Source organism: Kitasatospora sp. NPDC047058 (assembly GCF_040643935.1).
Taxonomy (GTDB): Bacteria; Actinomycetota; Actinomycetes; order Streptomycetales; family Streptomycetaceae; genus Kitasatospora.
In genome coordinates, this window is sequence record NZ_JBEYVJ010000002.1 from 51,508 (window position 1) to 71,458 (window position 19,951).

Sequence of the window (19,951 nt, forward strand, 5' to 3'; positions counted from 1 at the left end):
CGGCGCGTGAGGCGGGCCGCGAGAGGTCCCGGGCCGCCGCGGTGCTCACGCCTCCGGCTGCCCGGACTCCAGCTCCCGTGCCCAGGTGGTCGCCCACGCGTCGAAGGGGCGCAGGGCCTGGCCGAGGGACGCACCCAGCGGGGTGAGCGCGTAGCCGTCGGCCGCGGAGACGACGATGCCGTTCGCGGTGAGCTCGCGGAGCCGCTGGTAGAGGACGCTGGACGACAGCCCTTCGCAGCGGGCGAGCAGGGCGCGCGCGCCGAGCGGCCCGGCGCGCAGCTCCCAGAGGATGCGCAGCGCCCAGCGGCGGCCGAAGAGGTCCATGGCGGCCATCAGCGGCCGGCCGGTGGTCGAGCCGCGGACCGGCGTTCCAGGGCGCGGTGTCGGCATGGTCTCCCCTTGTGTTTCGTTATCCGAAACACTAGCATCCGAGTACTGTTTCGGATTCAGAAACGCAGGCTTCGGAAGCACGGCTCCGGGCACACCGGAGCCGCGGCTCCGGAGCGGCAACGGGAGGACCGATGTCGCGGATAGCGCCGCTGGAACCGCCGTACACCGATCGGGCCGCCGCCCTGCTCGCCCGCATGATGCCCGCGGGGGCACCGCCGATCGCACTGTTCCGGACCTTCGCCCAGAACCTGCCGATGACCGAGGCCATGCACGGGTGGGGCCGCTACGAGCTGGGCGGAGAGCTGAGCCTGACCATGCGGGAGCGCGAGATCGTCATCGACCGCACGTGCGCGCGGTGCGGCTGCGAGTACGAGTGGGGGGTGCACGTGCTGGTGTTCGCCGAACGGGTCGGGCTCACCCGCGAACAGACGGCCTCGCTCGTCCACGGCGGCCCCGACGACGCGTGCTGGACGTCCGGGCGCGAGCGGCTGCTCATCCGCGCCGTCGACGCGCTGCACGAGCACTCCGACCTGGACGACGCGCTGTGGGACCGGCTGGCGGCGGAGTTCGACGAGGCCCGGCTGCTCGACCTGCTGCTGCTCTGCGGCTGGTACCACGCGGTCAGCTTCGCCGCCCGGGCCGCGCGGGTGCCGCCCGAACCCGGTGCGCCGCGCTTCGCCGACGTGCTGCCCGGCCGCCGGTGAGCCGCCGGACGGTGGCGTTCACCGTGGTGGACGCCTGCCTGCGCGGGGGCGGGGGCGGCAGTCCGACCGCCGTGGTGGACGAGGCGGCCGGTGCGCCCCTGACCGACGACGAGCGCCGGGCCGTGCCCGCCCTGGCCGGCACCTCCCACGCGGTCTTCCTCGCGGGCGGCCCGGCCGCGACGGCCGTGCGGTTCTTCACCGCGGCGGGCGAACTGCCCGCGTGCGGGCACGGCACCGTGGCCGCCCTGGCCCACCTCGCCGAACGCGCCGGGGGCCGCGAGCACCGGGCCACCCTGCGGGCCGCGGGCCACGACCTCGCCGGCCGTGCCGTCCGCGGGGCGTCGTCCCTGTTCCGCGTCGCCTTCACGACCGGCCCGGTCGGCCTGCGCGAGCCGGCGGCGGACGAACTCGCCCTGCTCCTGCCCGTGCTGGGGCTCCCCGCCACCGCGCCCGCCCCCGGGGCCCGCGTGGCCACCCTGGGGCGCCCGCGGCTGCTCGTCCCGGTTGCGACCGCGTCCGCTCTCGCCGCCCTGGCCCCGACGCCGGAACGCCTTCGTGCCGCCTGCGACCACCTGGGCCTGCTCGGCTGCTACGTCCACACCCCGCCGACGGACGGCGGCCGGGTCGCGGCCCGGATGTTCGCCCCGTCGATCGGCGTCCCCGAGGACATCGCCAACGCCAACGGCACCGCCTGCCTGGCCGCCCACCTGTTCGCCCGGCAGGGCACGGCCCGGCTCACCGTCGGCCTGGGCGACGCGCTGGCCGCCCCGTCCGCCATCACCACCCGGGCCCGGACGGCGCCGTCCGGCCTCCTGGTCGAACTCGCCGCCACGGCGCGCGTCCGGCCCGGGCCCCGCTGAACGACGGGCCCGGGCCGCGCGCCCTCGGAGCGGCGTCCTAGCTCAGGGTCTTCACGGGTCCTAGCTCAGGGTCTTCACGGCCGCCGCGTCGTACGGCTTCAGCTCGTCGAGCCGGTTGCCGAGGACCTTCGCCGCCCACTCCGGGTCCTGGAGCAGGGCGCGGCCGACGGCCACCAGGTCGAACTCGTCGCGCTCCAGGCGGTCGAGGAGGTCGTCGAGGCCCTGGACCGGGGCGCCCTCGCCCGCGAAGGCGTGGAGGAAGTCGCCGTCGAGGCCGACCGACCCGACGGTGATGGTGGGCCTGCCGGTGAGCTTCTTGGTCCAGCCGGCCAGGTTCAGCTCCGAGTCCTCGAACTCCGGGAGCCAGTAGCGGCGGGTGGAGGCGTGGAAGGCGTCGACGCCGGCCGCGGCGAGCGGGGCCAGGATCGCCTCCAGCTCCTCCGGGGACTCGGCGAGCCGGGCGTCGTAGGCCTCCTGCTTCCACTGCGAGTAGCGGAAGATCACCGGGAACTCGGGGGAGACCGCCTCGCGGACCGCGGCCACGATCTCGGCCGCGAACTTCGTCCGGGCCACGGCGTCGCCGCCGTACGCGTCGGTGCGGCGGTTGGTGCCCGCCCAGAGGAACTGGTCGACGAGGTAGCCGTGGGCGCCGTGCAGCTCGATGCCGTCGAAGCCGATCCGCTCGGCCGCGGCGGCGGCCTCGGCGAAGGCGCCGATGACGTCGTCCAGGTCGCGCCGGGTCATCGCCCTGCCGGTGCCCTCGGTGCCGTCGACGCGGATGCCGGAGGGGCCCATGGCGGGGGCGTCGGCGTAGGGCGGCTGCCCCTGCTGCCGGACCATGCCGATGTGCCACAGCTGCGGCACGATGGTGCCGCCCGCCGTGTGGACGGCCTCGGCGACCTTCGCCCACCCCGCCAGCTGCTCCTCGCCGTGGAACCGCGGCACCCGGTCGCTCTGCCCGGCCGACTCGTGGCCGACGTACGTCCCCTCGGTGACGATCAGGCCCACCCCCGCGGCGGCGCGGCGGGCGTAGTACGACTGCACGTCCTCGCCGGGGACGCCGCCCGGGGAGAACATCCGCGTCATCGGCGCCATCACGATGCGGTTGGGGACGGTCAGGCCGTTGAGTGCGACGGGCCGGGCGAGGACCTCGGCGGCGCGGGAGGTGGCGGATCCATTCACGGTCATGCGTATTCCTCGGGGTGTCAGGCGGTACATGCACATGCATCGAACGCTGCAGGGGTCAACCGTTCCGGCGGCCGCGGCATTTCACTCCCGGGCCGGGCGGCACTGTGATCCCGGACACGAGGAGGCCCCGACCGTTCGCGCGGTCGGGGCCTTCCTCGTCCGCCGGGGATCCGGCGCGCCCTGCGGTCAGGCCTTGGCCTGGACGGCGGCCACGTACTTGACGGTGAACAGCATCGGGACGGCGAAGCCGGCGACCTGGACGAGCGTGGCGGGCGTCGAGTGGGCGTTGCCGGCGTGGGCGATGACGGCGAGCACCGCGGCCGTCACGGCGAAGGCCGCGGTCCACACGGCGGTGATGACGACGTTGGTCCGGATGAACGGCTTGAGGCTCCAGACCTCGCGGGGCGTGCTGCGCTTGGCGATGCCCAGGGTGAACGGCTTGCGGATGAGCAGCGAGACGCCGGCGATGAGCGCCAGGGTGGCCGAGGACAGGGCCGCCGAGTAGTCGTGGACGCCCGAGTCGGGGTCGGCGAAGGCGACCGCCGCCAGGATCGCGAAGAAGCCCGCCGAGCCCAGCTCGATGATCAGTGCGTCGAATCCCGTCCCGGCCTGGCGCTGCTGGGCGATCAGCGCCACCGCCACCAGCAGGGCGGCCACCGCGGCCCACTGCCACTGCCCGGACGGCAGCACGGAGAAGACGATCCACGGAAGGAAGGTGCGCAGGTACGACATCTCGGATCCCCCTCGATATTCCACTTCTGACAGGTCTGAACTTACATATGGCGGTCGCGACATGTCAACAGTGGAATGTAAGATGCTGTGCATGAGCCTTCGACACGCCCTGCTCGGCCTGCTGTCCGAGCACCCGGCCAGCGGATACGACCTGCTCAAGAGCTTCGACACCGCGCTGGCCGACGTCTGGCCCGCCACCCAGAGCCAGATCTACACCGAGCTCTCCAAGCTCGCCGACGCCGGACTGATCAGCGTCACGGCCGAGGGCCCCCGCGGCCGCAAGGAGTACACCCTCACCCGGGAGGGCCTCGCCGAGCTGCAGCACTGGCTGACCGAGACCAAGCCCCAGCGGAACACGCGCAGCGACGTCCTGCTGCGGGTCTTCTTCCTCGGCGTGCTCACCCCCGAGCAGGCCCGCGGCTACCTCACCGGGCTGATCGAGATGTCCGACCGGACCACCGAGCAGCTCCGCGGCCTCGACGACGCCATCGACTGGGGCGGCGACCAGCTCTCGGTCTACGGCCGGATCGCCCTGGAGTACGGCCTGCGCTTCAACGCCATGCGCCGCGAATGGGCCGAGTGGGCCGCCGGCCAGATCCACTGACTCCCCCGGAATGCGACGTAGCCGGATGGTACGAGATCCGGACTCGTGAGCAGTTGGCCCCAACGTGCTGTCCGATTCCCCCGAACGCTGTCCGTCGGTGTACGTACCCGTTCCGACCTGCGAAGGAGCGAACCGCCCGGCGGCGACCGGACGTCGCCGGACACGGTTGAACGAGACCCGGACGCGACCCCTCTCCGGTCAGCGGACGGCCAGGTGCCGTGCGAGGAACCCGCGGACGATCCGGCGGATCCTCGGAGTCGCGACGGCCGGGTCGACGGCTCCGGTCAGCGCATCCCGCGCCTGTGCCGTCAGCAACCCTGCCGCTTGGAGCTGCGGAACCATCGCGGCGTAGTCGGTGAAGATCCAGTGGCTGGCATCGGCGATGCGCTCGCGCTGCACCCACCGGCTCGACCGGGCGGTCAGGGCGGACCAGGACCGGTCGAGTTCGTGCCGTCGGGTGAACCCCTGGCTGCCGAGCAGGAGGAGCGGCTTCTCCACCCCTTCCGTCACGACCGGGAACGGTTCGGCCTTGTCGCCGGGTGCGGCGGGCGGGTGGTCCAGGTAGCCCTCCAGGTTGATCCCGGCGCGGACCAGCCGGTTCTCCCGCAGGGCCTCGGTGGCGGCGCTCCCGCCGGCGGAGTGTCCGTACAGGGCGATGCGGCGCAGGTCGAGCGTGTCGGCGAGCCCGGGAGGCAGCGGAAGGTCGGCTGCGTTGCCCAGGCGGTCGATGACGAAGTGCAGGTCGGCGATCCGCGTGTCGATCAACGTGCGCCAGAGGGACGGCTGGTCGCGCGGATCGCCGCGCAGGACTGTCGGGCGCACCACGTCCCCCCGGAACGGCGTGGCGGCCGGGAACTCGACCGCGGCCGGGTCCCCGGGGTGGTCGACGAGTACGACGACGGTGCCGCGGCTGGCCAGGTCCTCGGCCAGGGAGGTGCCCAGGCCGCGCGGGTCCCCGCCACCCGGGCTGAACACCAGCACCGCCCGTCGGCCCGGCAGCACGGGTGCACCGGGGAAGGAGTGGGACAGGGTGGCGGCCCAGTCCACGCCCGCGGCGGGCAACTGCAGGGGCGTCTGAGGGACGATCCGCCCGAACCAGGCCGCGGCCTCCGGGGGCAGTTGCGGGGCAGGGGAGAGGCCGGCGGCGGACCGGGCCGGATAGAAGACCGTCAGCATCAGTTCACGCACCGGGATCGAGGGGTCCCACGGGTCGCGGCGGGAGGCGTCGACGAGGTAGGCCGACCAGCAGCCCACGGGGTGGCGGCCGGTCGGCGCGGGCAGGGTGAGGACGGCGTCGCCCGGTGGGCCGCCCGGGGTCGCCCCGGCGGTCGGAGTCGGAGAGCCGGTCCGGGAGCCGGCGTGGGCGCGGGTGCCGCCGAGCAGGAGGGCGGCGGAGCCGAGCAGCACGGACGTGGTGACGGTGCGTCGGTCCAGGGTGAAGTCGCGGTTCATGCGGCACAGGCTGTCCCGCTCGGCCGGGCCCGTGCGAACGTTGAGGCTGAGAGCTCAAGGATGGCGTCAGGGGCGCCGTCCGTGGCGACACGCGGGGGGCGTCGTGCTTCGGATCCACTTCACGCCGGAGGACTTCGCCCGGGTCGGCCTCGCAGCCCGGCCGGCGCCGCTCCAGGAGCTCAACGTGGCGTTGACGATGATGTGCCGCCGGGGCGACGACCTGCTCCACGGGCCGTGGCGGCGCCGGGCGGTGCATGCGCTCCCGAAGGCGGCCCGCCCGCTCGCCGACCTCGTTCCGGCCGGCCTGGCACCGGGATTCCTGGACGCGGTGGCGGACTCCCTTCCGGAAGCCCTGGAGGAAGTGCGCACGGCCCCTTCCGCGTTCGTCCGCGCCGAGCTGGAGCGCGTCTACCGGCCCGTGCGGAGGCCGGTGCCGGCGTGGATCAACGACCTCGGCCGGGGCGACGCCGAGGCCCGGCGGCTGATCCGCCGTGCGCAGCGTTCGGCGTTCGAGGCTCTGCTCGAACCGGTCTGGGAGCAGGTGCAGGACCTGCACCACGCCGAGTTCGTCCGCCGAGCGGTGCAACTCGCCGAAGGCGTCGGCCCGGTGCTGGCCGGGCTGCTGCCCGGTGCCCGCCTGCACGGCAGTGTCTGGGAGCTCCCGGGCGTGCCGGGAGACGTCCACCTCGGCGGGCGCGGACTCCTTCTCCTGCCGACCTTCCACTGGTCCGGCGGGCCGCTGCTGTCCGACCTCCCCGGCCGTCGGGTCGTGGTCACCTATCCGGCCGGCCCCGGCCTCCTCCTGCCGCGGCCCGACGGCTCCGCCGGCCCGCGGGCACTGGGGAGGGTGCTCGGGAACACCCGTGCCGAACTGCTGCACCTCCTGGCCGAAGAGCGCACCACGACCGAGCTCGCCCGCCGCCTCCACGTCAGCGCCGCCACGGTCTCGGCCCACACCGCGGCCCTTCGCGGCGCCGGCCTGATCTCCACCGAACGGGCCGGGAAGGCCGTTCTGCACCGGCGCACCGCACTCGGCAGCCTGCTGCTGGGGCAGAGCGCCTGAGCGCACCCGCTGCTCCAGCCCTCACGCCTTCCAATTCTCCCGAGCCCCGTCCGCTGGGGTTCACACCTGTCCTGACCTGCGGCGGGACGGTAGGTCCGGCGGTGGATGAACCTGGTTGGACGGAGGTGAATGAGACCGGAACCGCGACCACGCTGCCTGGCACCTACGGCCAGATCGCCCATCTCGTTCCTGGTCAGCTATCTGTGTCTTTGGGATGTCGGGGCGAGGCGTAGACGAGATGGACAGTCCGCCCTGGAGAGTCGACGAGGTAGCGCACGCGCCCGCCGGCGGTTACCTCGTACTCCCACTGCGGCAGCTCGGTCCCTCCGAGAGCGCGGGAGGCGAGGCGGCCTCGGAGCCGGTGCTGTCGATCGGGGTCACTCGTGGACAGGGGGTTGGTGCGGAGGGCTTCGAAGCAGCGGCGGGTGTTCCCGGGCGCCTCCGTGCAGAGGTCGCCCCACCCCTTGGCGGCTTCGTTGGTGGCGAATCGCAGCCGCCACTCGTCATCGATCGGTGGTGGCGGGACGTCGTCTCCGCGCTTTGGGCTCACGGGGCGGGTACCTCACCGTGGTCCTCACGGGGGAGCGCTTCGGTGAGCTGCGCGCTCAGCTCGGGGTCCGCGAGGATCCTGGCGGTGGCGCGCCACTCGACGATCACGCGGTGCAGGCTGGCGTGGACGTCCAACTCCACCGCGTCGCGGGTGGCGTTCACGAGGTCGACGACGAACTCGCGTACCTCCTCGGCCGACAGGTGTCGGGTCCACGGGAAGACCTCGGGGAGCGCGAGGAGAACCGCGCGCGCACCCTCGTCGCTGGTGATCAGGGCCGCGAACAGTCGCGCGGTGACATCCGCCGTCTCCTCGCGCTGACGGTCGTGGCGTTCGGTGGTCAGGTACAGGTCCTCGCCGTCACGGCGGGTGACGTGGACGCGTTGCGCCTGCTCGACGGTGTCCGCGACGCGCTTCGAGTTCTTCGACAGGTCGGAGAACGACACGGTGAGAGTGGACATGCAGCCACGCTACTTCGGAATACGTTCCGAAGTCAATGCGGCGTCGTCGGCGAGCAGGGTGGCCCCGATCGGGGATGCGGCCTCGAGAGCGAGTGTGCCGGGCAGTTCCGCCTCCCGTGCCCGAACCCCGTCCGCCGGGGTTCACGGTCAGCCTGACCTGCGGCAGGGCCCATCACTGGACAGCGTCTGAACCTGGTTGGACGGGGGTGAATGAGACCGGAACTGAGACCACGCTCCGTCCTCCGGCGTTCATCCTGGCCGGCTCAGGTTCTTCCGGCGTGCGCGGAAAAGGTCAGACTTTCATCACCACGACGTGGTCCGGCAGCAGTCTCTCCAGGTCCTCCGGGTCGGAGGTGAAGACGGTCACCTGCCCCCGCTGCCGTAGCGCCACCACCGCGAGCACGGCGTCGATCGCGTACTTGTGTCCGTGCAGGCCGGCGTCCGCCAGCAGCCGACGTGCCTGTCGTGCCTCGTCCTTGCCCAGTTCTGCGATGTTCACCCGCGACAGCACCCAGTCCCAGCGCTGCTCTGTGGTGCGCGCGTCGTACGCCTCGACCAAGGTCATCGGCGAGGTGACGATCTCTGCCTCGCCGCGGGCGGCGAGATCGAGCCGGGCGATCATCATCCGGTCGCCGCGAACCGCGAGCGACAGTGCCTCGCTGTCCAGAACGAAGACGCGCAGCCGCCGGACTTCCTCGGCGCGCTTCTTCACGCGGCCGCCCCGCTGCTCTCGCCACGGGCCGCGCGTCGCCGGTCGTGCTCCGCGTCGAGGTCGTCCAGTTCCGCGTAGGCGGCAGCCCGTTCGTCACTGCTGACCGGCCCGTGCTCTTCCTCCAGCCAGACGACCAGTTCCTGCAGACGGTCGCGGTCGCGCTTGGCTCGGAGGGCGTCGGCGACATAGGCGGAGAGGCCGCGATCAGCACTGTCCGCGCGGATCTCGTCCAGCAGTTCCTCAGGGAGGGTGACGGTGACCTTCTTGGATGCCATACATGCCACCATACTCGCCATATGACAGGGTGGCCCAACTCCCCGGGAAGCGCCGAAGGCCCGGACCGCAGTTGCGGTCCGGGCCTTCGATCAGGCGGAGGATACGAGATTCGAACTCGTGAGGGGTTGCCCCCAACACGCTTTCCAAGCGTGCGCCCTAGGCCTCTAGGCGAATCCTCCGTGGGAGAGCTTAGTACATGTTCAGGGGTGGTCGCGACCACGTATCTCGTAGGCGGCGGAGGTGCGTGACCTGCGGATCGGGGAGGTGGAGGTACGGGGCGGGAATCCGGTACTGTGGGGACCAGCCCCTCGTGTGGCGTCATCTCTCTGAACCCCCCCAGGGCCGGAAGGCAGCAAGGGTAAGAGGGCTCTGGCGGGTGCACGAGGGGTCTTTGCGTTCCCGGGGCCCGCGGGGCCCGGCCGAGGGGCGACGCGTTTGTCGGCCCGTCCCGATATCGTCGGTGGTGTGTCCCTAGCCCTGTACCGCCGCTATCGCCCCGAGACTTTCGCCGAGGTCATCGGGCAGGAGCACGTGACCGCTCCGCTCCAGCAGGCCCTGCGCAACAACAGGGTCAACCACGCGTACCTGTTCAGCGGCCCGCGCGGCTGCGGCAAGACGACGAGCGCGCGCATCCTCGCCCGCTGCCTGAACTGCGAGCAGGGGCCGACGCCGACGCCGTGCGGGGAGTGCCAGTCCTGCCGGGACCTCGCGACGGGCGGGCCCGGGTCGATCGACGTGATCGAGATCGACGCCGCGTCGCACGGTGGCGTGGACGACGCGCGTGAGCTGCGCGAGCGGGCGTTCTTCGCGCCGGTGCACAGCCGGTACAAGATCTTCATCCTGGACGAGGCGCACATGGTGACCTCGGCCGGCTTCAACGCGCTGCTGAAGGTGGTGGAGGAGCCGCCGGAGCACCTGAAGTTCATCTTCGCGACCACGGAGCCGGAGAAGGTGATCGGGACGATCCGTTCCCGGACGCACCACTACCCGTTCCGGCTGGTGCCGCCCGGCACGCTGCGCGACTACCTGGCGGAGGTCTGCGGGCGCGAGCGGATCCAGGTCGAGGACTCCGTCTTCCCGCTGGTGGTGCGGGCCGGCGCCGGGTCCGTGCGTGACTCGATGTCGGTGATGGACCAGCTGCTGGCCGGCGCGGCCGAGTCCGGCGTCACCTACCAGATGGCCACCGCGCTGCTCGGGTACACCGACTCGGCGCTGCTGGACGAGGTGGTGGACGCGTTCGCCGCGCACGACGGGGCCACCGTGTTCCAGGTGATCGACCGGGTGGTCGAGGGCGGGCACGACCCGCGCCGGTTCGTGACGGACCTGCTGGAGCGCCTGCGGGACCTCGTCATCCTGGCCACCGTGCCGGACGCCGGCGAGAAGGGGCTGATCGACGCCCCGGCGGACCGGGTCGCGGTCATGCAGGCGCAGGCGGACGCCTTCGGGGCCGCCGAGCTGAGCCGGGCGGCCGACCTCGTCAACACCGGGCTGACCGAGATGCGGGGGAACGCGGCGCCGCGGCTCCAGCTGGAGCTGATCTGCGCCCGGGTGATGCTGCCCGGCGCGTACAGCGACGAGCTGTCCCTGCAGGCGCGGCTGGACAAGCTGGAGCGGCGCGCGGCGGCCGGCGGGTTCGCCGCCCCGGTGGGCGCGATGCCGCAGCCCGGTGCGGTGGCGCCGATGGCCCCGGTGGCGGCCGCCCCCGCCCCGATGGCCCCGGCCGCGGCGATGGCGCCGACGGCCCCGGTGGAGGCCGTGCCGGCGCCGCCGGTCCAGGCCGCTCCGGTCCAGCAGGCGCCCGCACCCGCGCCGGCCGGGCCCGCGCCCGGGGCGTGGCCGATCCCGCGCAGCTTCCCGCCGGCCGGCGGTGCGCCCGTGCAGCCGGCTCCGGCGGCACCGACGCAGCCCGCGCCGGTCCAGGCACCGCCCGTCCAGCAGGCGCCCGTCCAGCAGGCGCCCGCCCCGGCCCAGCCCGCCCCGGCGGCACCGGGCGGCGGCCAGCCGTCTGGCGCGGCGCAGCAGGGGGCCGCGCAGGTCCGGCAGCTGTGGCCGCAGATCCTGGAGGCGGTGAAGAACCGCCGCCGTTTCACGTGGATCCTGCTCAGCCAGAACGGCCAGGTGGCCGGGTTCGACGGCAGCGTGCTCCAGGTGTCGTTCATCAACGCGGGCGCCCGGGACAGCTTCGTCGGCAGCAACAGCGACGACGTGCTGCGGCAGGCGCTGTCGGACGCGCTCGGGGTGGACTGGCGGATCGAGTGCATCGTCGACCCGTCGGGCGGCTCGGCCGGCGGGGGCGGCGGTGGTCCGGCCCCGGCGGCGGGCGGAAACGTCGGCGGTGGCGGCGGCTGGGGTGCACCACCGGCGCGTCCGGCGGCGTCCGCGCCCCCGGTGCAGCCCGCTGCGCCCGCGCCCGTACCGGCTCCCGCGCCCGCTCCGATGGCCCCGCCCCCGTCGGCACCGGCCGCCCCGGTGGCTCCGCCGCCGGTGCGGGCGCCGTCCGCGCCGTCCGGCCCGGCGGTCGCCCCGGAGGACGACATTCCGGAGGAGGACGACCCGGACCTGAACGAGGAGGCGTTCTCCGGCCAGGAGCTGATCATCCGCGAGCTGGGGGCCACCGTCCTGGAGGAGATCCGCCACAGCGGAGGCTGACGGCCACGGTGGCTGACGGCCACGGTGGCCGGCCGCCCCGACGGCGGACCACCGCCGGGGCGGCGCCGGCAGCACGTAGGCTCGTGACGACGAAGCAAGGCGAGCAAGACGAGCAAGACGAGCAAGCCGAGCAAGACGAACCCGAACGCAAGGGAGTGTGCCGTGTTCCCCGGTGGTGGCCAGCCCAACATGCAGCAGCTGCTCAAGCAGGCGCAGAAGATGCAGCAGGACCTCGCCAAGGCGCAGCAGGAGCTGGCCGAGGCGAAGGTGAACGGCTCGGCGGGCGGTGGCCTGGTCGAGGCCACGGTGACCGGTGCCGGTGAGCTGGTGGCGCTGACCATCGCCCCGGCCGCGGTCGACCCGGAGGACACCGAGACCCTGGCCGACCTGATCCTGGCGGCGGTCCGGGACGCGAACCAGACCGCGCAAAAGATGCAGGCCGAGCGGATGGGCCCGCTGACCCAGGGCCTGGGCGGCGGCATCCCGGGTCTGCCGTTCTGACCGCGTCCGACGCGGTCTGACGTCGCCGCCCGGCGCATTCCGACGTCACCGTCCGACACGTTCTGACGGCATCGTCCGGCGCGTTCCGACGTCATCACGGTCTGGAGTTCAACCGGCGGACCTGTGTGATTTATGCGGGAGTCGGGCGTCGGGCGGTGTGCCCGGCGCCCGATTCGTTGGATGATGGCACCGGAGCACCCCGAGCGGTGCCCCACCGACCACCCGAGGGAAGGCGCGACGTGTACGAGGGCGTGGTTCAGGACCTGATCGACGAACTGGGCAGGCTGCCCGGCGTCGGGCCCAAGAGCGCGCAGCGGATCGCCTTCCACGTCCTGCAGGCCGACCCCGTCGACGTGCGCCGGCTGGCGCACGCGCTGCTGGAGGTCAAGGACAAGGTCCGGTTCTGCGTGGTCTGCGGCAACGTCGCGGAGGCCGAGCAGTGCCGGGTCTGCCTCGACCCGCGCCGCGACCTCGCGGTGATCTGCGTGGTCGAGGAGCCCAAGGACGTCGTCGCCATCGAGCGCACCCGCGAGTTCCGCGGCCGCTACCACGTGCTGGGCGGCGCGATCAGCCCGATCGAGGGCGTCGGACCGGACGACCTGCGGATCCGCGAGCTGCTGTCGCGCCTCGCGGACGGCACGGTCACCGAGCTGATCCTGGCCACCGACCCCAACCTGGAGGGGGAGGCGACCGCCACCTATCTGGCCCGGCTCTGCAAGCCGATGGGCCTGAAGGTGACCCGGCTGGCGAGCGGACTGCCCGTCGGCGGGGATCTGGAGTACGCGGACGAGGTCACCCTCGGTCGCGCCTTCGAAGGGAGACGACTGCTCGATGTCTGACCGGACGATCAACCAGCAGCCCCACACGCCCCACCAGGCCGGTCCGGAGCACGACCGGCACGCCCCGCACACTCACGCGCACGGCTCGGAGCCGGACGACTTCGCGGTGCAGATCGCGGACTCGGTGGAGAGCTTCGTCCTCGCCGTCACCGAGGTCGCCAAGGGCGACGAGCCGGGCAGCGCCGTCTCGCTGCTCCTCCTGGAGGTCTCGCAGCTGCTGCTGGCCGGCGGCCGGCTCGGTGCCATCGAGGACGTCGTCCCCGAGGACCGGTTCGAGCCCGACGCCGGTCCGGAGCCGGACGGCGAGCAGCTGCGCGAGCGGCTGGCCGAGCTGCTCGCGCCGATCGACGTCTACCACGAGGTCTTCGACCCGTACGGGCCGCCGGAGAAGCCGAACGCCTTCCGCATCTCGGACGACCTGGCCGGCGTGGTCAGCGAGCTGCAGCACGGGCTCACCCACTACCGCGAGGGGCGGGTCAGCGAGGCGCTCTGGTGGTGGCAGTTCTCGTACCTCTCCAACTGGGGCACGACCTGCACGGCGGTGCTCCGGGCGCTGCAGTCGCTGATCGCCCACGTCCGGCTGGACAGCCCGATCGGCGCGGTGCCGGACGGAGCGGACACCGACGACGACGGCCTCACCGACGAGCAGCTGGAGCAGCAGGCCGGCGATCTGATGGCGGCCGAACTGGGGCTCGGGCGGTAGTCCGGCCGGAATCCGCCGGTCCCCGGCCGGAAACGGCGGTCCTCCGCCGGGGCCGGGTGACTGTGACGGAGACCTCAGGTTTTTCCGCCCGGCGGAAAACCCCCGGGGTCCCAGTCCGTTCGTCCGCCGATTCTCCGGGACGACGGCGGCGCGCCCGCAGACCTGCCGGTGCCGGCCCCCGCACCACCGCCCACCTGCTGAAACGGCCGTCTCATCATGTGGAAGGCGGCGGTCGCGGCACCCCTGCTCGGTAGACTGGCGCCGACCGCACAGCCCCCGCCACCCGGGGGTGCGGGGGCCCCGGGCCCCCGGAAACGACACGAGTCGAGGAGCGCACGTGGGCCTTGTCGTGCAGAAGTACGGCGGCTCATCCGTTGCGGATGCCGAGGGCATCAAGCGCGTGGCCCGTCGAATCGTTGACGCCAAGAAGGCCGGCCATGAGGTCGTCGTCGTGGTGTCCGCGATGGGCGACACGACGGACGAGCTCATCGAACTCGCGGAGCAGGTGTCACCCCTCCCTGCCGGCCGTGAGTTCGACATGCTGCTGACCGCTGGAGAGCGCATCTCCATGGCTCTGCTGGCCATGGCGATCAAATCCCTGGGTCACGAGGCCCAGTCCTTCACGGGCAGCCAGGCCGGTGTCATCACCGACTCCGTCCACAACAAGGCGCGCATCATCGACGTCACGCCGGGCCGCATCCGCACCGCCCTGGACGAGGGCAACATCGCGATCGTGGCCGGCTTCCAGGGCGTCTCGCAGAGCAGCAAGGACATCACCACGCTCGGCCGCGGCGGTTCGGACACGACCGCCGTCGCCCTCGCCGCGGCGCTCAAGGCCGAGGTGTGCGAGATCTACACGGACGTGGACGGCGTGTTCACCGCCGACCCGCGCGTGGTGAAGAAGGCCCGCAAGATCGACTGGATCGCGTACGAGGACATGCTGGAGCTGGCCTCGTCCGGTTCCAAGGTGCTGCTCGACCGCTGTGTGGAGTACGCGCGGCGCTACAACATCCCGATTCACGTACGCTCGTCCTTCTCGGGGCTTCCCGGGACGATCGTCAGCAACGACAACCCGAACCAGCCCGAAGGGGGCGAGATGGAGCAGGCCATCATCTCCGGAGTCGCCCACGACACGTCGGAGGCCAAGGTCACGGTCGTCGGCGTGCCGGACAAGCCGGGCGAGGCGGCGCGCATCTTCCGCGCCATCGCGGACGCCGAGGTCAACATCGACATGGTGGTGCAGAACGTCTCCGCCGCGTCGACCGGGCTCACCGACATCTCCTTCACCCTGCCGAAGACCGAGGGCCAGAAGGCCATCGACGCGCTCGGCCGGGTCAAGGAGGGCATCGGCTACGAGTCGCTGCGCTACGACGACGCGATCGGCAAGATCTCCCTGGTCGGCGCCGGCATGCGCTCCAACCCGGGCGTCACCGCCACCTTCTTCGAGGCGCTCTCCGGGGCAGGCGTCAACATCGAGCTGATCTCCACCTCGGAGATCCGCATCTCGGTGGTCACCCGCGCCGAGGACGTGCCGGAGGCCGTCCGCGCCGTGCACACCGCCTTCGGGCTGGACAGCGAGTCGGACGAGGCGGTCGTCTACGGAGGCACCGGGCGATGACCCGGCGGCCGAACCTCGCCGTCGTCGGCGCCACCGGCGCGGTCGGCGAGGTGCTGCTCGGCCTGCTCTCCCTCCGCCAGGACATCTGGGGCGAGGTGCGCCTCGTCGCCTCCCCGCGCTCGGCCGGCCGCAAGCTGACCGTGCGCGGGGAGCCGGCCGAGGTGCACCCGCTCACCGAGGAGGCCTTCGACGGGATCGACGTCGCGCTGTTCGACGTCCCCGACGAGGTCTCCGCCCGCTGGGCGCCGGTCGCCGCCGCCAAGGGCGTCGTCGTGGTGGACAACTCCGCGGCGTTCCGGCTGGACGAGTCCGTCCCGCTGGTCGTCCCCGAGGTCAACGCGGCCGCGGCGAGGATCCGCCCGCGCGGCATCGTGGCCGGCCCCAACTGCGCCACCCTCGCGATGATCGCGGCGATCGGCGCGCTGCACGCCGAGTACGGGCTCAGCGAGCTCGTCGTCGCCTCCTACCAGGCGGCCTCCGGCGAGGGCCGGGCCGGCGTGGACGCGCTGCGCTCGCAGGTCGCGCTGGTGGCCGGCACCGAGGTCGGCGAACAGACCGGCGACCTGCGCGCGGTGATCGCCGACCAGGGGCCGTTCGCCGCCCCGCTGGCACTCAACGCGGTGCCGTGGGCCGGCACGCTGATGGACGGCGGCTGGTCCTCCGAGGAGCTGAAGCTCCGTGACGAGTCGCGCAAGATCCTCGGTCTGGCGGGCCTGAAGGTCTCCGCGACCTGCGTCCGCATCCCGGTGGTCCGCACCCACGCGCTGGCCGTGCACGCGGTCTTCGAGCGCGAGGTCACCCAGGAGCACGCCCAGGAGATCCTCCGCGACGCCCCCGGCGTGGTGCTCTACGACGACCCGGCGGCGGGCGAGTTCCCCACCCCGAACGACGTGGTCGGCACCGACCCGGTCTGGGTCGGGCGGGTCCGCCGGGCGCTGGACGACCCGGCCGCGCTGGACCTCTTCCTCTGCGGCGACAACCTGCGCAAGGGCGCCGCGCTGAACGCCCTTCAGATCGCCGAGCTGGTGGCGGGCGAGCTCTCCGGCTGACGCCCCGTGGGCCGGCCCGGTGCCGTACGGGCGCCCGCGGACGGCTTCCCTCCGAATCCCCTGGAGGCGGCTCCGGCCGATGAGCGAGAATGTCCCGCGGGCCGGGCAACCATGACAGGGGATCGAGTGTCCAACGGGCGTGGCGAACGTATTGGTGGGGGCAGGGGCGGGCATCTCGGCAGCGGCCGCGGTGACGTTCCCGCCGCGCGCCCAGCGGCCTGCGGATAGGCCGGAAGCGAAAAAGATGACGGCGGTCGCACCCGGCCCGGCGGACTCCGGGGCCGGCACCAGCGCGGGCACCAGCGAAGACCTGCTCACCGAGACCTACCAAGCCCACTACCGTTCGCTGCTGCGGCTGGCGGCGCTGCTCCTGGACGACCTCTCGACCTGCGAGGACGTGGTCCAGGAGGCGTTCATCCGGGTGCACGCGGCCCGGCGCCGGGTGCGCGAGCCCGAGAAGACGCTCGCCTACCTGCGGCAGACCGTGGTCAACCTGTCCCGCTCCACGCTGCGGCGCCGGATCCTCGGCCTGCGGCTGCTGCCGAAGCCCATGCCTGACATGGCCAGTGCAGAAGAAGGGGCCTACGATGCGCTGGAGCGCGATCAGTTGAAGGCCGCGTTGCGGGGTCTGCAACGCCGTCAGCGGGAGGTTCTGGTGCTGCGTTACTTCGTGGACATGACGGAGGCGCAGGTCGCGGAGACCCTGGGCATCTCGCTGGGCTCGGTGAAGGCGTACGGCTCACGGGGGCTCGCCGCGCTGCGGGTCCAGATGGAGGCCGGGCATGGCTGACGACAGGCGGGGACCGGAGCACGGCGGGCCCGGCGGATCCCGGCCCGGCCGTGAAGGCGGCGGCGGCAAGGACGGCCTGAGCGGGGAGGAGCTGCTGCTCCGTGAGCTGATGCAGCGTGCGGTGGCCGAACTCCAGCCCGACCCCGCCGGACTGCACCGGATCCGTCGCGCGGTACCCCGGCGGCGGGCCGCCGTCCGCGGCGCCTGGACCGGCGCCGCCGCGCTGGCGCTCGCCGTCGCGATCGCGCTGCCCGCCCTGCACGACCCCGAGCACCTGGGCCTCTCCGGCGGCCCCGGCTCGCCGACCGCCCACGGCGGGACGGCCTCGACCGCCGACGACGACGGCACCTCCGGCACCGACCCGCACGACGCGGAGCAGTCCCCGCACCCCGGCCCGGGTGCGACCGGCGGCAGCGGCAGCCCGTCCGGCCCCGCCGGCTCCTCGCCCAGCCCCGGGGCGAGCACCCTCAACACCGGCCCGGGCTCGTCCGCCCCGGCCGTGGTGCCCAGCACCGCCGGCGGCGACGGCACGCTGGTGCCGCTCTGCTCCCGGACCGACCTCGGGCAGGGCGCCTCCCGGGTCGGCAGCGCCGACGGGGACGGGCGGATCTACGGGTACTTCACGGTGGTCAACACCTCCGCACACGCCTGCCGGCTCGGCGGACCGGGCTCGGTCGCGGTCATCGGCGCCACCGGGACGGACACCGGCCGGATCCGGGTGGCCGACCACACCACCGGCGACCCGGCCACCGGACTGCCGGCCCCGGCCGCCGCGTCCGCCACCGACACGGCCGGCCAGGGGCTGCTGCTCGCACCGCGGGCCGGCTACCGGGTGGACTTCGGCTGGGTGCCGGACGCCGCGGGCTGCCCGGCCGGCAGCGGTGCCAGGCCCAGCAGCACGGCCGGGCAGGGCAACCTGGCCGGCCCCGGCCCGGTCGGCACCGCCGGAGCCGCCCAGGCCGCCGGACCGGGCGGCTCCGCCGGCGCGGCCCCGGCGGCCGCCCCCTCGGCGGCCGCCACCGGGGCGCCCCCGGCCTCCGCCTCGCCGACGGCCGGCCCGACCGGCGCCCCGAGCCCCACGGCCACCCCGAGCACCGGCCCCAGCACGCCGGCGGCCACCGCCACCCTCGCCCACACTCCGGCGCCGGGCAGCCCGTCCGTCGCGACGGCCGTCCTCCCGGGCGCCTGCGCGGGCACCGTCTACCGCACCGCCCCCCAGCTCCTCCCGGCCCCGTCGGCCCCCACGGCGTCCGCCGCGGCCTCGGAGGGCTGAGGTCCGGGCCGGGCCCGGAGCAGGAAGTCGGCGGGGCCGACTTCTCGTGCCGGGGAGCGACCCCTGTGGTCGGGAAGCGTGTGAGGAGTGGTTACCGTGGGGGGTGTGTACCGGTTCCTCCTCACCCCGCGCTGGCTGAGCGGCACCGCGCTGGCCGTGGCGGCCGTGGCGGTGTGCGTCTGGCTGGGCTCCTGGCAGCTCGGCCGGTTCGAGGACAAGGTCTCCTCGCACCGGGAGACCGGCAGGTCGGTGGACGACCCCGGCGCGGCCAGGCCGCTCGGCGAGCTGCTCGGCGGCGCGCAGCCGCAGGTCACCACCGAGACCGTCGGCCGGGCCGTCACGGTCTCCGGCACCTTCGACCAGGACCACCAACTGCTCGTCCCCAACCGGGTGCTGGACGGCAAGCAGGGCTACTACGTGCTCACCCCGCTGCGCACCCCGGACGGCCGGACCGTCGCCGTCGTCCGCGGCTGGGCCCCGGGCGCGCCCGCAGCGGCCGGAACCACCGCCACCGCGGCGCCCGCGGGCGAGGTGACGGTGACCGGGCGGCTGCAGGCCGGCGAGACCACCGGCAGCGGCGGCGCGGTGGCCGGCGGGCTCCCGGCCGGACAGCTCGGCACGATCAACCAGGCCGCGCTGGTCAACAAGCTCTCCTACGACGGCTGGTACGACGGCTGGGTGTCCGCGGACGCGGCGCCGGCCGGGCTGACCCCGGTGCCGACGGTGCAGCCGCAGGGCGGTGACGGGCTGAGCCTGCGCGCGTTCCAGAACCTCGGGTACACCCTGGAGTGGTTCGTCTTCGGCGGCTTCGTCGTCTTCATGTGGTTCCGCCTGGTGCGCCGCGAGGCGGAGGCCGAGCAGGACCGGGCCCTCGGGCTGGACCCGGTCCTGGAGTAGCCGGTCGCCGTCCCGGCGTCGGCTCGGCTCAGCGCGTCGGTTCAGCGGGTTCGGTTCAGCGGGTCGGCTTCGCCGCCGGAACGCCGGGTGCGGGCGGCAGCGCCGGGACGGACGGCGCCGGCGGCCTGCCGGACGTCCCCGGCACGGCCGGGGAACCGGGGGAGGCCGGGACCGGGGACGACACGGCCGGCGACGGGGAGGCCGGCGGCGGGTTGCCGCAGCGACTGCCGCTCCCGCTGTTGCTCCCGTAGTCGTCGTCGTCATCGTCGTCGTGGTCGGTGTGGTGGCGCACCTTGCGTCCGCTCTTGGAGCCCTTGGACCCGGACGACTTCGACCCGGACGACTTCGACCCGGACCCGGACTTGGCGAGTACGACGACCCCGTCCGCGCCCTCGGCCGTGCTGCCGGTGACGCCCGCGCTGTCCGTGGCCTCCGTGCCGTCCGTGACCGCCCTGCCGTCCGTGACCGCCCTGCCGTCCGTGACCGCCCTGCCGTCCGCGCCGTCCGTGCCGGTGAAGGCCGCCTGCACGGCGAGCGTCCCGCCGGAGGCGCTCGCCCGCACCGACGCCGAAGCCGTGGCCGGGGCGGTGGCCGAAGGCGTCGCCGTCGGCCGGGGCGGCCGCGGCGGCCCGGGGGGGGTTCG

20 protein-coding genes, 1 tRNA gene, 1 other RNA gene and 1 pseudogene are annotated in these 19,951 nt (G+C 73.7%); 15 read left to right on the forward strand and 8 right to left on the reverse strand.

Annotated features, from left to right (window positions below):
• Positions 1-45: 45 nt before the first annotated feature.
• Positions 46-333 carry a helix-turn-helix domain-containing protein gene (locus ABZ885_RS00545; protein ID WP_360181435.1) on the reverse strand — a complete coding sequence of 96 codons (288 nt, stop codon included), beginning with the start codon at positions 331-333 and terminating at the stop codon, positions 46-48.
• A gap of 188 nt (positions 334-521) precedes the next feature.
• Here ABZ885_RS00545 and ABZ885_RS00550 point away from each other — a divergent pair, with 188 nt between their 5' ends.
• Positions 522-1,094 (forward strand): carboxymuconolactone decarboxylase family protein, encoded by a 573-nt coding sequence (locus ABZ885_RS00550; RefSeq protein WP_360181379.1) that lies wholly within the window; start codon positions 522-524, stop codon positions 1,092-1,094.
• A complete protein-coding gene (locus ABZ885_RS00555) occupies positions 1,091-1,954 on the forward strand; it encodes a PhzF family phenazine biosynthesis protein (RefSeq protein WP_360181382.1) in 864 nt (287 codons plus the stop codon). The genes ABZ885_RS00550 and ABZ885_RS00555 overlap by 4 nt, the downstream gene beginning before the upstream one ends.
• A gap of 60 nt (positions 1,955-2,014) precedes the next feature.
• Here the strand turns inward: ABZ885_RS00555 and ABZ885_RS00560 are convergent, their stop codons facing one another.
• Entirely contained in the window at positions 2,015-3,142 is a 1,128-nt protein-coding gene (locus ABZ885_RS00560; protein WP_360181385.1) for an NADH:flavin oxidoreductase, read from the reverse strand.
• 186 nt (positions 3,143-3,328) lie between these two features.
• On the reverse strand, positions 3,329-3,874 hold the full coding sequence (locus ABZ885_RS00565) for a hypothetical protein (protein WP_360181388.1): 546 nt from the start codon (positions 3,872-3,874) through the stop codon (positions 3,329-3,331).
• A gap of 91 nt (positions 3,875-3,965) precedes the next feature.
• Here ABZ885_RS00565 and ABZ885_RS00570 point away from each other — a divergent pair, with 91 nt between their 5' ends.
• Positions 3,966-4,478, forward strand: coding sequence for a PadR family transcriptional regulator (locus tag ABZ885_RS00570; RefSeq protein WP_360181391.1), 513 nt, complete (start codon positions 3,966-3,968; stop codon positions 4,476-4,478).
• A gap of 198 nt (positions 4,479-4,676) precedes the next feature.
• Here the strand turns inward: ABZ885_RS00570 and ABZ885_RS00575 are convergent, their stop codons facing one another.
• Positions 4,677-5,930 carry an alpha/beta hydrolase gene (locus ABZ885_RS00575; protein WP_360181394.1) on the reverse strand — a complete coding sequence of 418 codons (1,254 nt, stop codon included), beginning with the start codon at positions 5,928-5,930 and terminating at the stop codon, positions 4,677-4,679.
• Positions 5,931-6,033: 103 nt separating this feature from the next.
• Here ABZ885_RS00575 and ABZ885_RS00580 point away from each other — a divergent pair, with 103 nt between their 5' ends.
• A complete protein-coding gene (locus tag ABZ885_RS00580; RefSeq protein ID WP_360181397.1) occupies positions 6,034-6,993 on the forward strand; it encodes a helix-turn-helix domain-containing protein in 960 nt (319 codons plus the stop codon).
• A 546-nt stretch (positions 6,994-7,539) separates the two neighbouring features.
• On the opposite strand, the gene ABZ885_RS00585 is transcribed toward ABZ885_RS00580, so the two are convergent.
• From ABZ885_RS00585 to ABZ885_RS00600, 4 genes are all read right to left on the reverse strand, one after another.
• Entirely contained in the window at positions 7,540-8,001 is a 462-nt protein-coding gene (locus tag ABZ885_RS00585; RefSeq protein WP_360181400.1) for a prevent-host-death family protein, read from the reverse strand.
• A 292-nt stretch (positions 8,002-8,293) separates the two neighbouring features.
• The gene (locus tag ABZ885_RS00590; RefSeq protein ID WP_360181402.1) at positions 8,294-8,713 is read right to left on the reverse strand and encodes a hypothetical protein; all 420 of its coding nucleotides are present in this window, start codon (positions 8,711-8,713) and stop codon (positions 8,294-8,296) included.
• Entirely contained in the window at positions 8,710-8,988 is a 279-nt protein-coding gene (locus ABZ885_RS00595) for a CopG family transcriptional regulator (RefSeq protein ID WP_360181405.1), read from the reverse strand. The genes ABZ885_RS00590 and ABZ885_RS00595 overlap by 4 nt, the downstream gene beginning before the upstream one ends.
• Before the next feature lie 95 nt (positions 8,989-9,083).
• Positions 9,084-9,168: transfer RNA gene (locus tag ABZ885_RS00600), tRNA-Ser, on the reverse strand.
• A 123-nt stretch (positions 9,169-9,291) separates the two neighbouring features.
• On the opposite strand from ABZ885_RS00600, the gene ffs reads away from it, so the two are divergent.
• From ffs to ABZ885_RS00655, 11 genes and pseudogenes are all read left to right on the forward strand, one after another.
• Positions 9,292-9,382, forward strand: an RNA gene (gene ffs / locus ABZ885_RS00605) — signal recognition particle sRNA small type.
• A 72-nt stretch (positions 9,383-9,454) separates the two neighbouring features.
• Positions 9,455-11,638: a DNA polymerase III subunit gamma and tau gene (locus ABZ885_RS00610; RefSeq protein WP_360181408.1), complete on the forward strand. Its 2,184-nt coding sequence runs from the start codon at positions 9,455-9,457 to the stop codon at positions 11,636-11,638.
• Positions 11,639-11,800: 162 nt separating this feature from the next.
• On the forward strand, positions 11,801-12,139 hold the full coding sequence (locus tag ABZ885_RS00615; protein ID WP_148644036.1) for a YbaB/EbfC family nucleoid-associated protein: 339 nt from the start codon (positions 11,801-11,803) through the stop codon (positions 12,137-12,139).
• A 239-nt stretch (positions 12,140-12,378) separates the two neighbouring features.
• Entirely contained in the window at positions 12,379-12,978 is a 600-nt protein-coding gene (recR, locus tag ABZ885_RS00620; protein ID WP_329927284.1) for a recombination mediator RecR, read from the forward strand.
• Positions 12,971-13,681, forward strand: coding sequence for a DUF5063 domain-containing protein (locus ABZ885_RS00625; RefSeq protein ID WP_360181412.1), 711 nt, complete (start codon positions 12,971-12,973; stop codon positions 13,679-13,681). The genes recR and ABZ885_RS00625 overlap by 8 nt, the downstream gene beginning before the upstream one ends.
• Before the next feature lie 337 nt (positions 13,682-14,018).
• The gene (locus ABZ885_RS00630; protein WP_360181415.1) at positions 14,019-15,299 is read left to right on the forward strand and encodes an aspartate kinase; all 1,281 of its coding nucleotides are present in this window, start codon (positions 14,019-14,021) and stop codon (positions 15,297-15,299) included.
• Positions 15,296-16,348 carry an aspartate-semialdehyde dehydrogenase gene (locus ABZ885_RS00635; RefSeq protein WP_360181418.1) on the forward strand — a complete coding sequence of 351 codons (1,053 nt, stop codon included), beginning with the start codon at positions 15,296-15,298 and terminating at the stop codon, positions 16,346-16,348. The genes ABZ885_RS00630 and ABZ885_RS00635 overlap by 4 nt, the downstream gene beginning before the upstream one ends.
• 244 nt (positions 16,349-16,592) lie before the next feature.
• A complete protein-coding gene (locus ABZ885_RS00640; RefSeq protein ID WP_360181438.1) occupies positions 16,593-17,138 on the forward strand; it encodes a SigE family RNA polymerase sigma factor in 546 nt (181 codons plus the stop codon).
• On the forward strand, positions 17,131-18,411 hold the full coding sequence (locus ABZ885_RS00645; RefSeq protein WP_360181421.1) for a hypothetical protein: 1,281 nt from the start codon (positions 17,131-17,133) through the stop codon (positions 18,409-18,411). Before ABZ885_RS00640 ends, ABZ885_RS00645 begins: the two co-directional genes overlap by 8 nt.
• Before the next feature lie 96 nt (positions 18,412-18,507).
• Positions 18,508-19,308: an SURF1 family protein gene (locus tag ABZ885_RS00650; protein ID WP_360181423.1), complete on the forward strand. Its 801-nt coding sequence runs from the start codon at positions 18,508-18,510 to the stop codon at positions 19,306-19,308.
• A 305-nt stretch (positions 19,309-19,613) separates the two neighbouring features.
• A pseudogene (locus ABZ885_RS00655) lies at positions 19,614-19,951 on the forward strand (hypothetical protein); the annotation flags it as partial.

What these genes read in the sequence shown, in the direction of transcription:
- ABZ885_RS00545 (WP_360181435.1), bottom strand. Translation starts at nt 333, where the DNA reads ATGGCCGCCATGGACCTCTTCGGCCGCCGCTGGGCGCTGCGCATCCTC.
- ABZ885_RS00550 (WP_360181379.1), top strand. Translation starts at nt 522, where the DNA reads ATGTCGCGGATAGCGCCGCTGGAACCGCCGTACACCGATCGGGCCGCC.
- ABZ885_RS00560 (WP_360181385.1), bottom strand. Translation starts at nt 3,142, where the DNA reads ATGACCGTGAATGGATCCGCCACCTCCCGCGCCGCCGAGGTCCTCGCC.
- ABZ885_RS00565 (WP_360181388.1), bottom strand. Translation starts at nt 3,874, where the DNA reads ATGTCGTACCTGCGCACCTTCCTTCCGTGGATCGTCTTCTCCGTGCTG.
- ABZ885_RS00570 (WP_360181391.1), top strand. Translation starts at nt 3,966, where the DNA reads ATGAGCCTTCGACACGCCCTGCTCGGCCTGCTGTCCGAGCACCCGGCC.
- ABZ885_RS00575 (WP_360181394.1), bottom strand. Translation starts at nt 5,930, where the DNA reads ATGAACCGCGACTTCACCCTGGACCGACGCACCGTCACCACGTCCGTG.
- ABZ885_RS00585 (WP_360181400.1), bottom strand. Translation starts at nt 8,001, where the DNA reads ATGTCCACTCTCACCGTGTCGTTCTCCGACCTGTCGAAGAACTCGAAG.
- ABZ885_RS00595 (WP_360181405.1), bottom strand. Translation starts at nt 8,988, where the DNA reads ATGGCATCCAAGAAGGTCACCGTCACCCTCCCTGAGGAACTGCTGGAC.
- ABZ885_RS00625 (WP_360181412.1), top strand. Translation starts at nt 12,971, where the DNA reads ATGTCTGACCGGACGATCAACCAGCAGCCCCACACGCCCCACCAGGCC.
- ABZ885_RS00635 (WP_360181418.1), top strand. Translation starts at nt 15,296, where the DNA reads ATGACCCGGCGGCCGAACCTCGCCGTCGTCGGCGCCACCGGCGCGGTC.
- ABZ885_RS00640 (WP_360181438.1), top strand. Translation starts at nt 16,593, where the DNA reads ATGACGGCGGTCGCACCCGGCCCGGCGGACTCCGGGGCCGGCACCAGC.
- ABZ885_RS00645 (WP_360181421.1), top strand. Translation starts at nt 17,131, where the DNA reads ATGGCTGACGACAGGCGGGGACCGGAGCACGGCGGGCCCGGCGGATCC.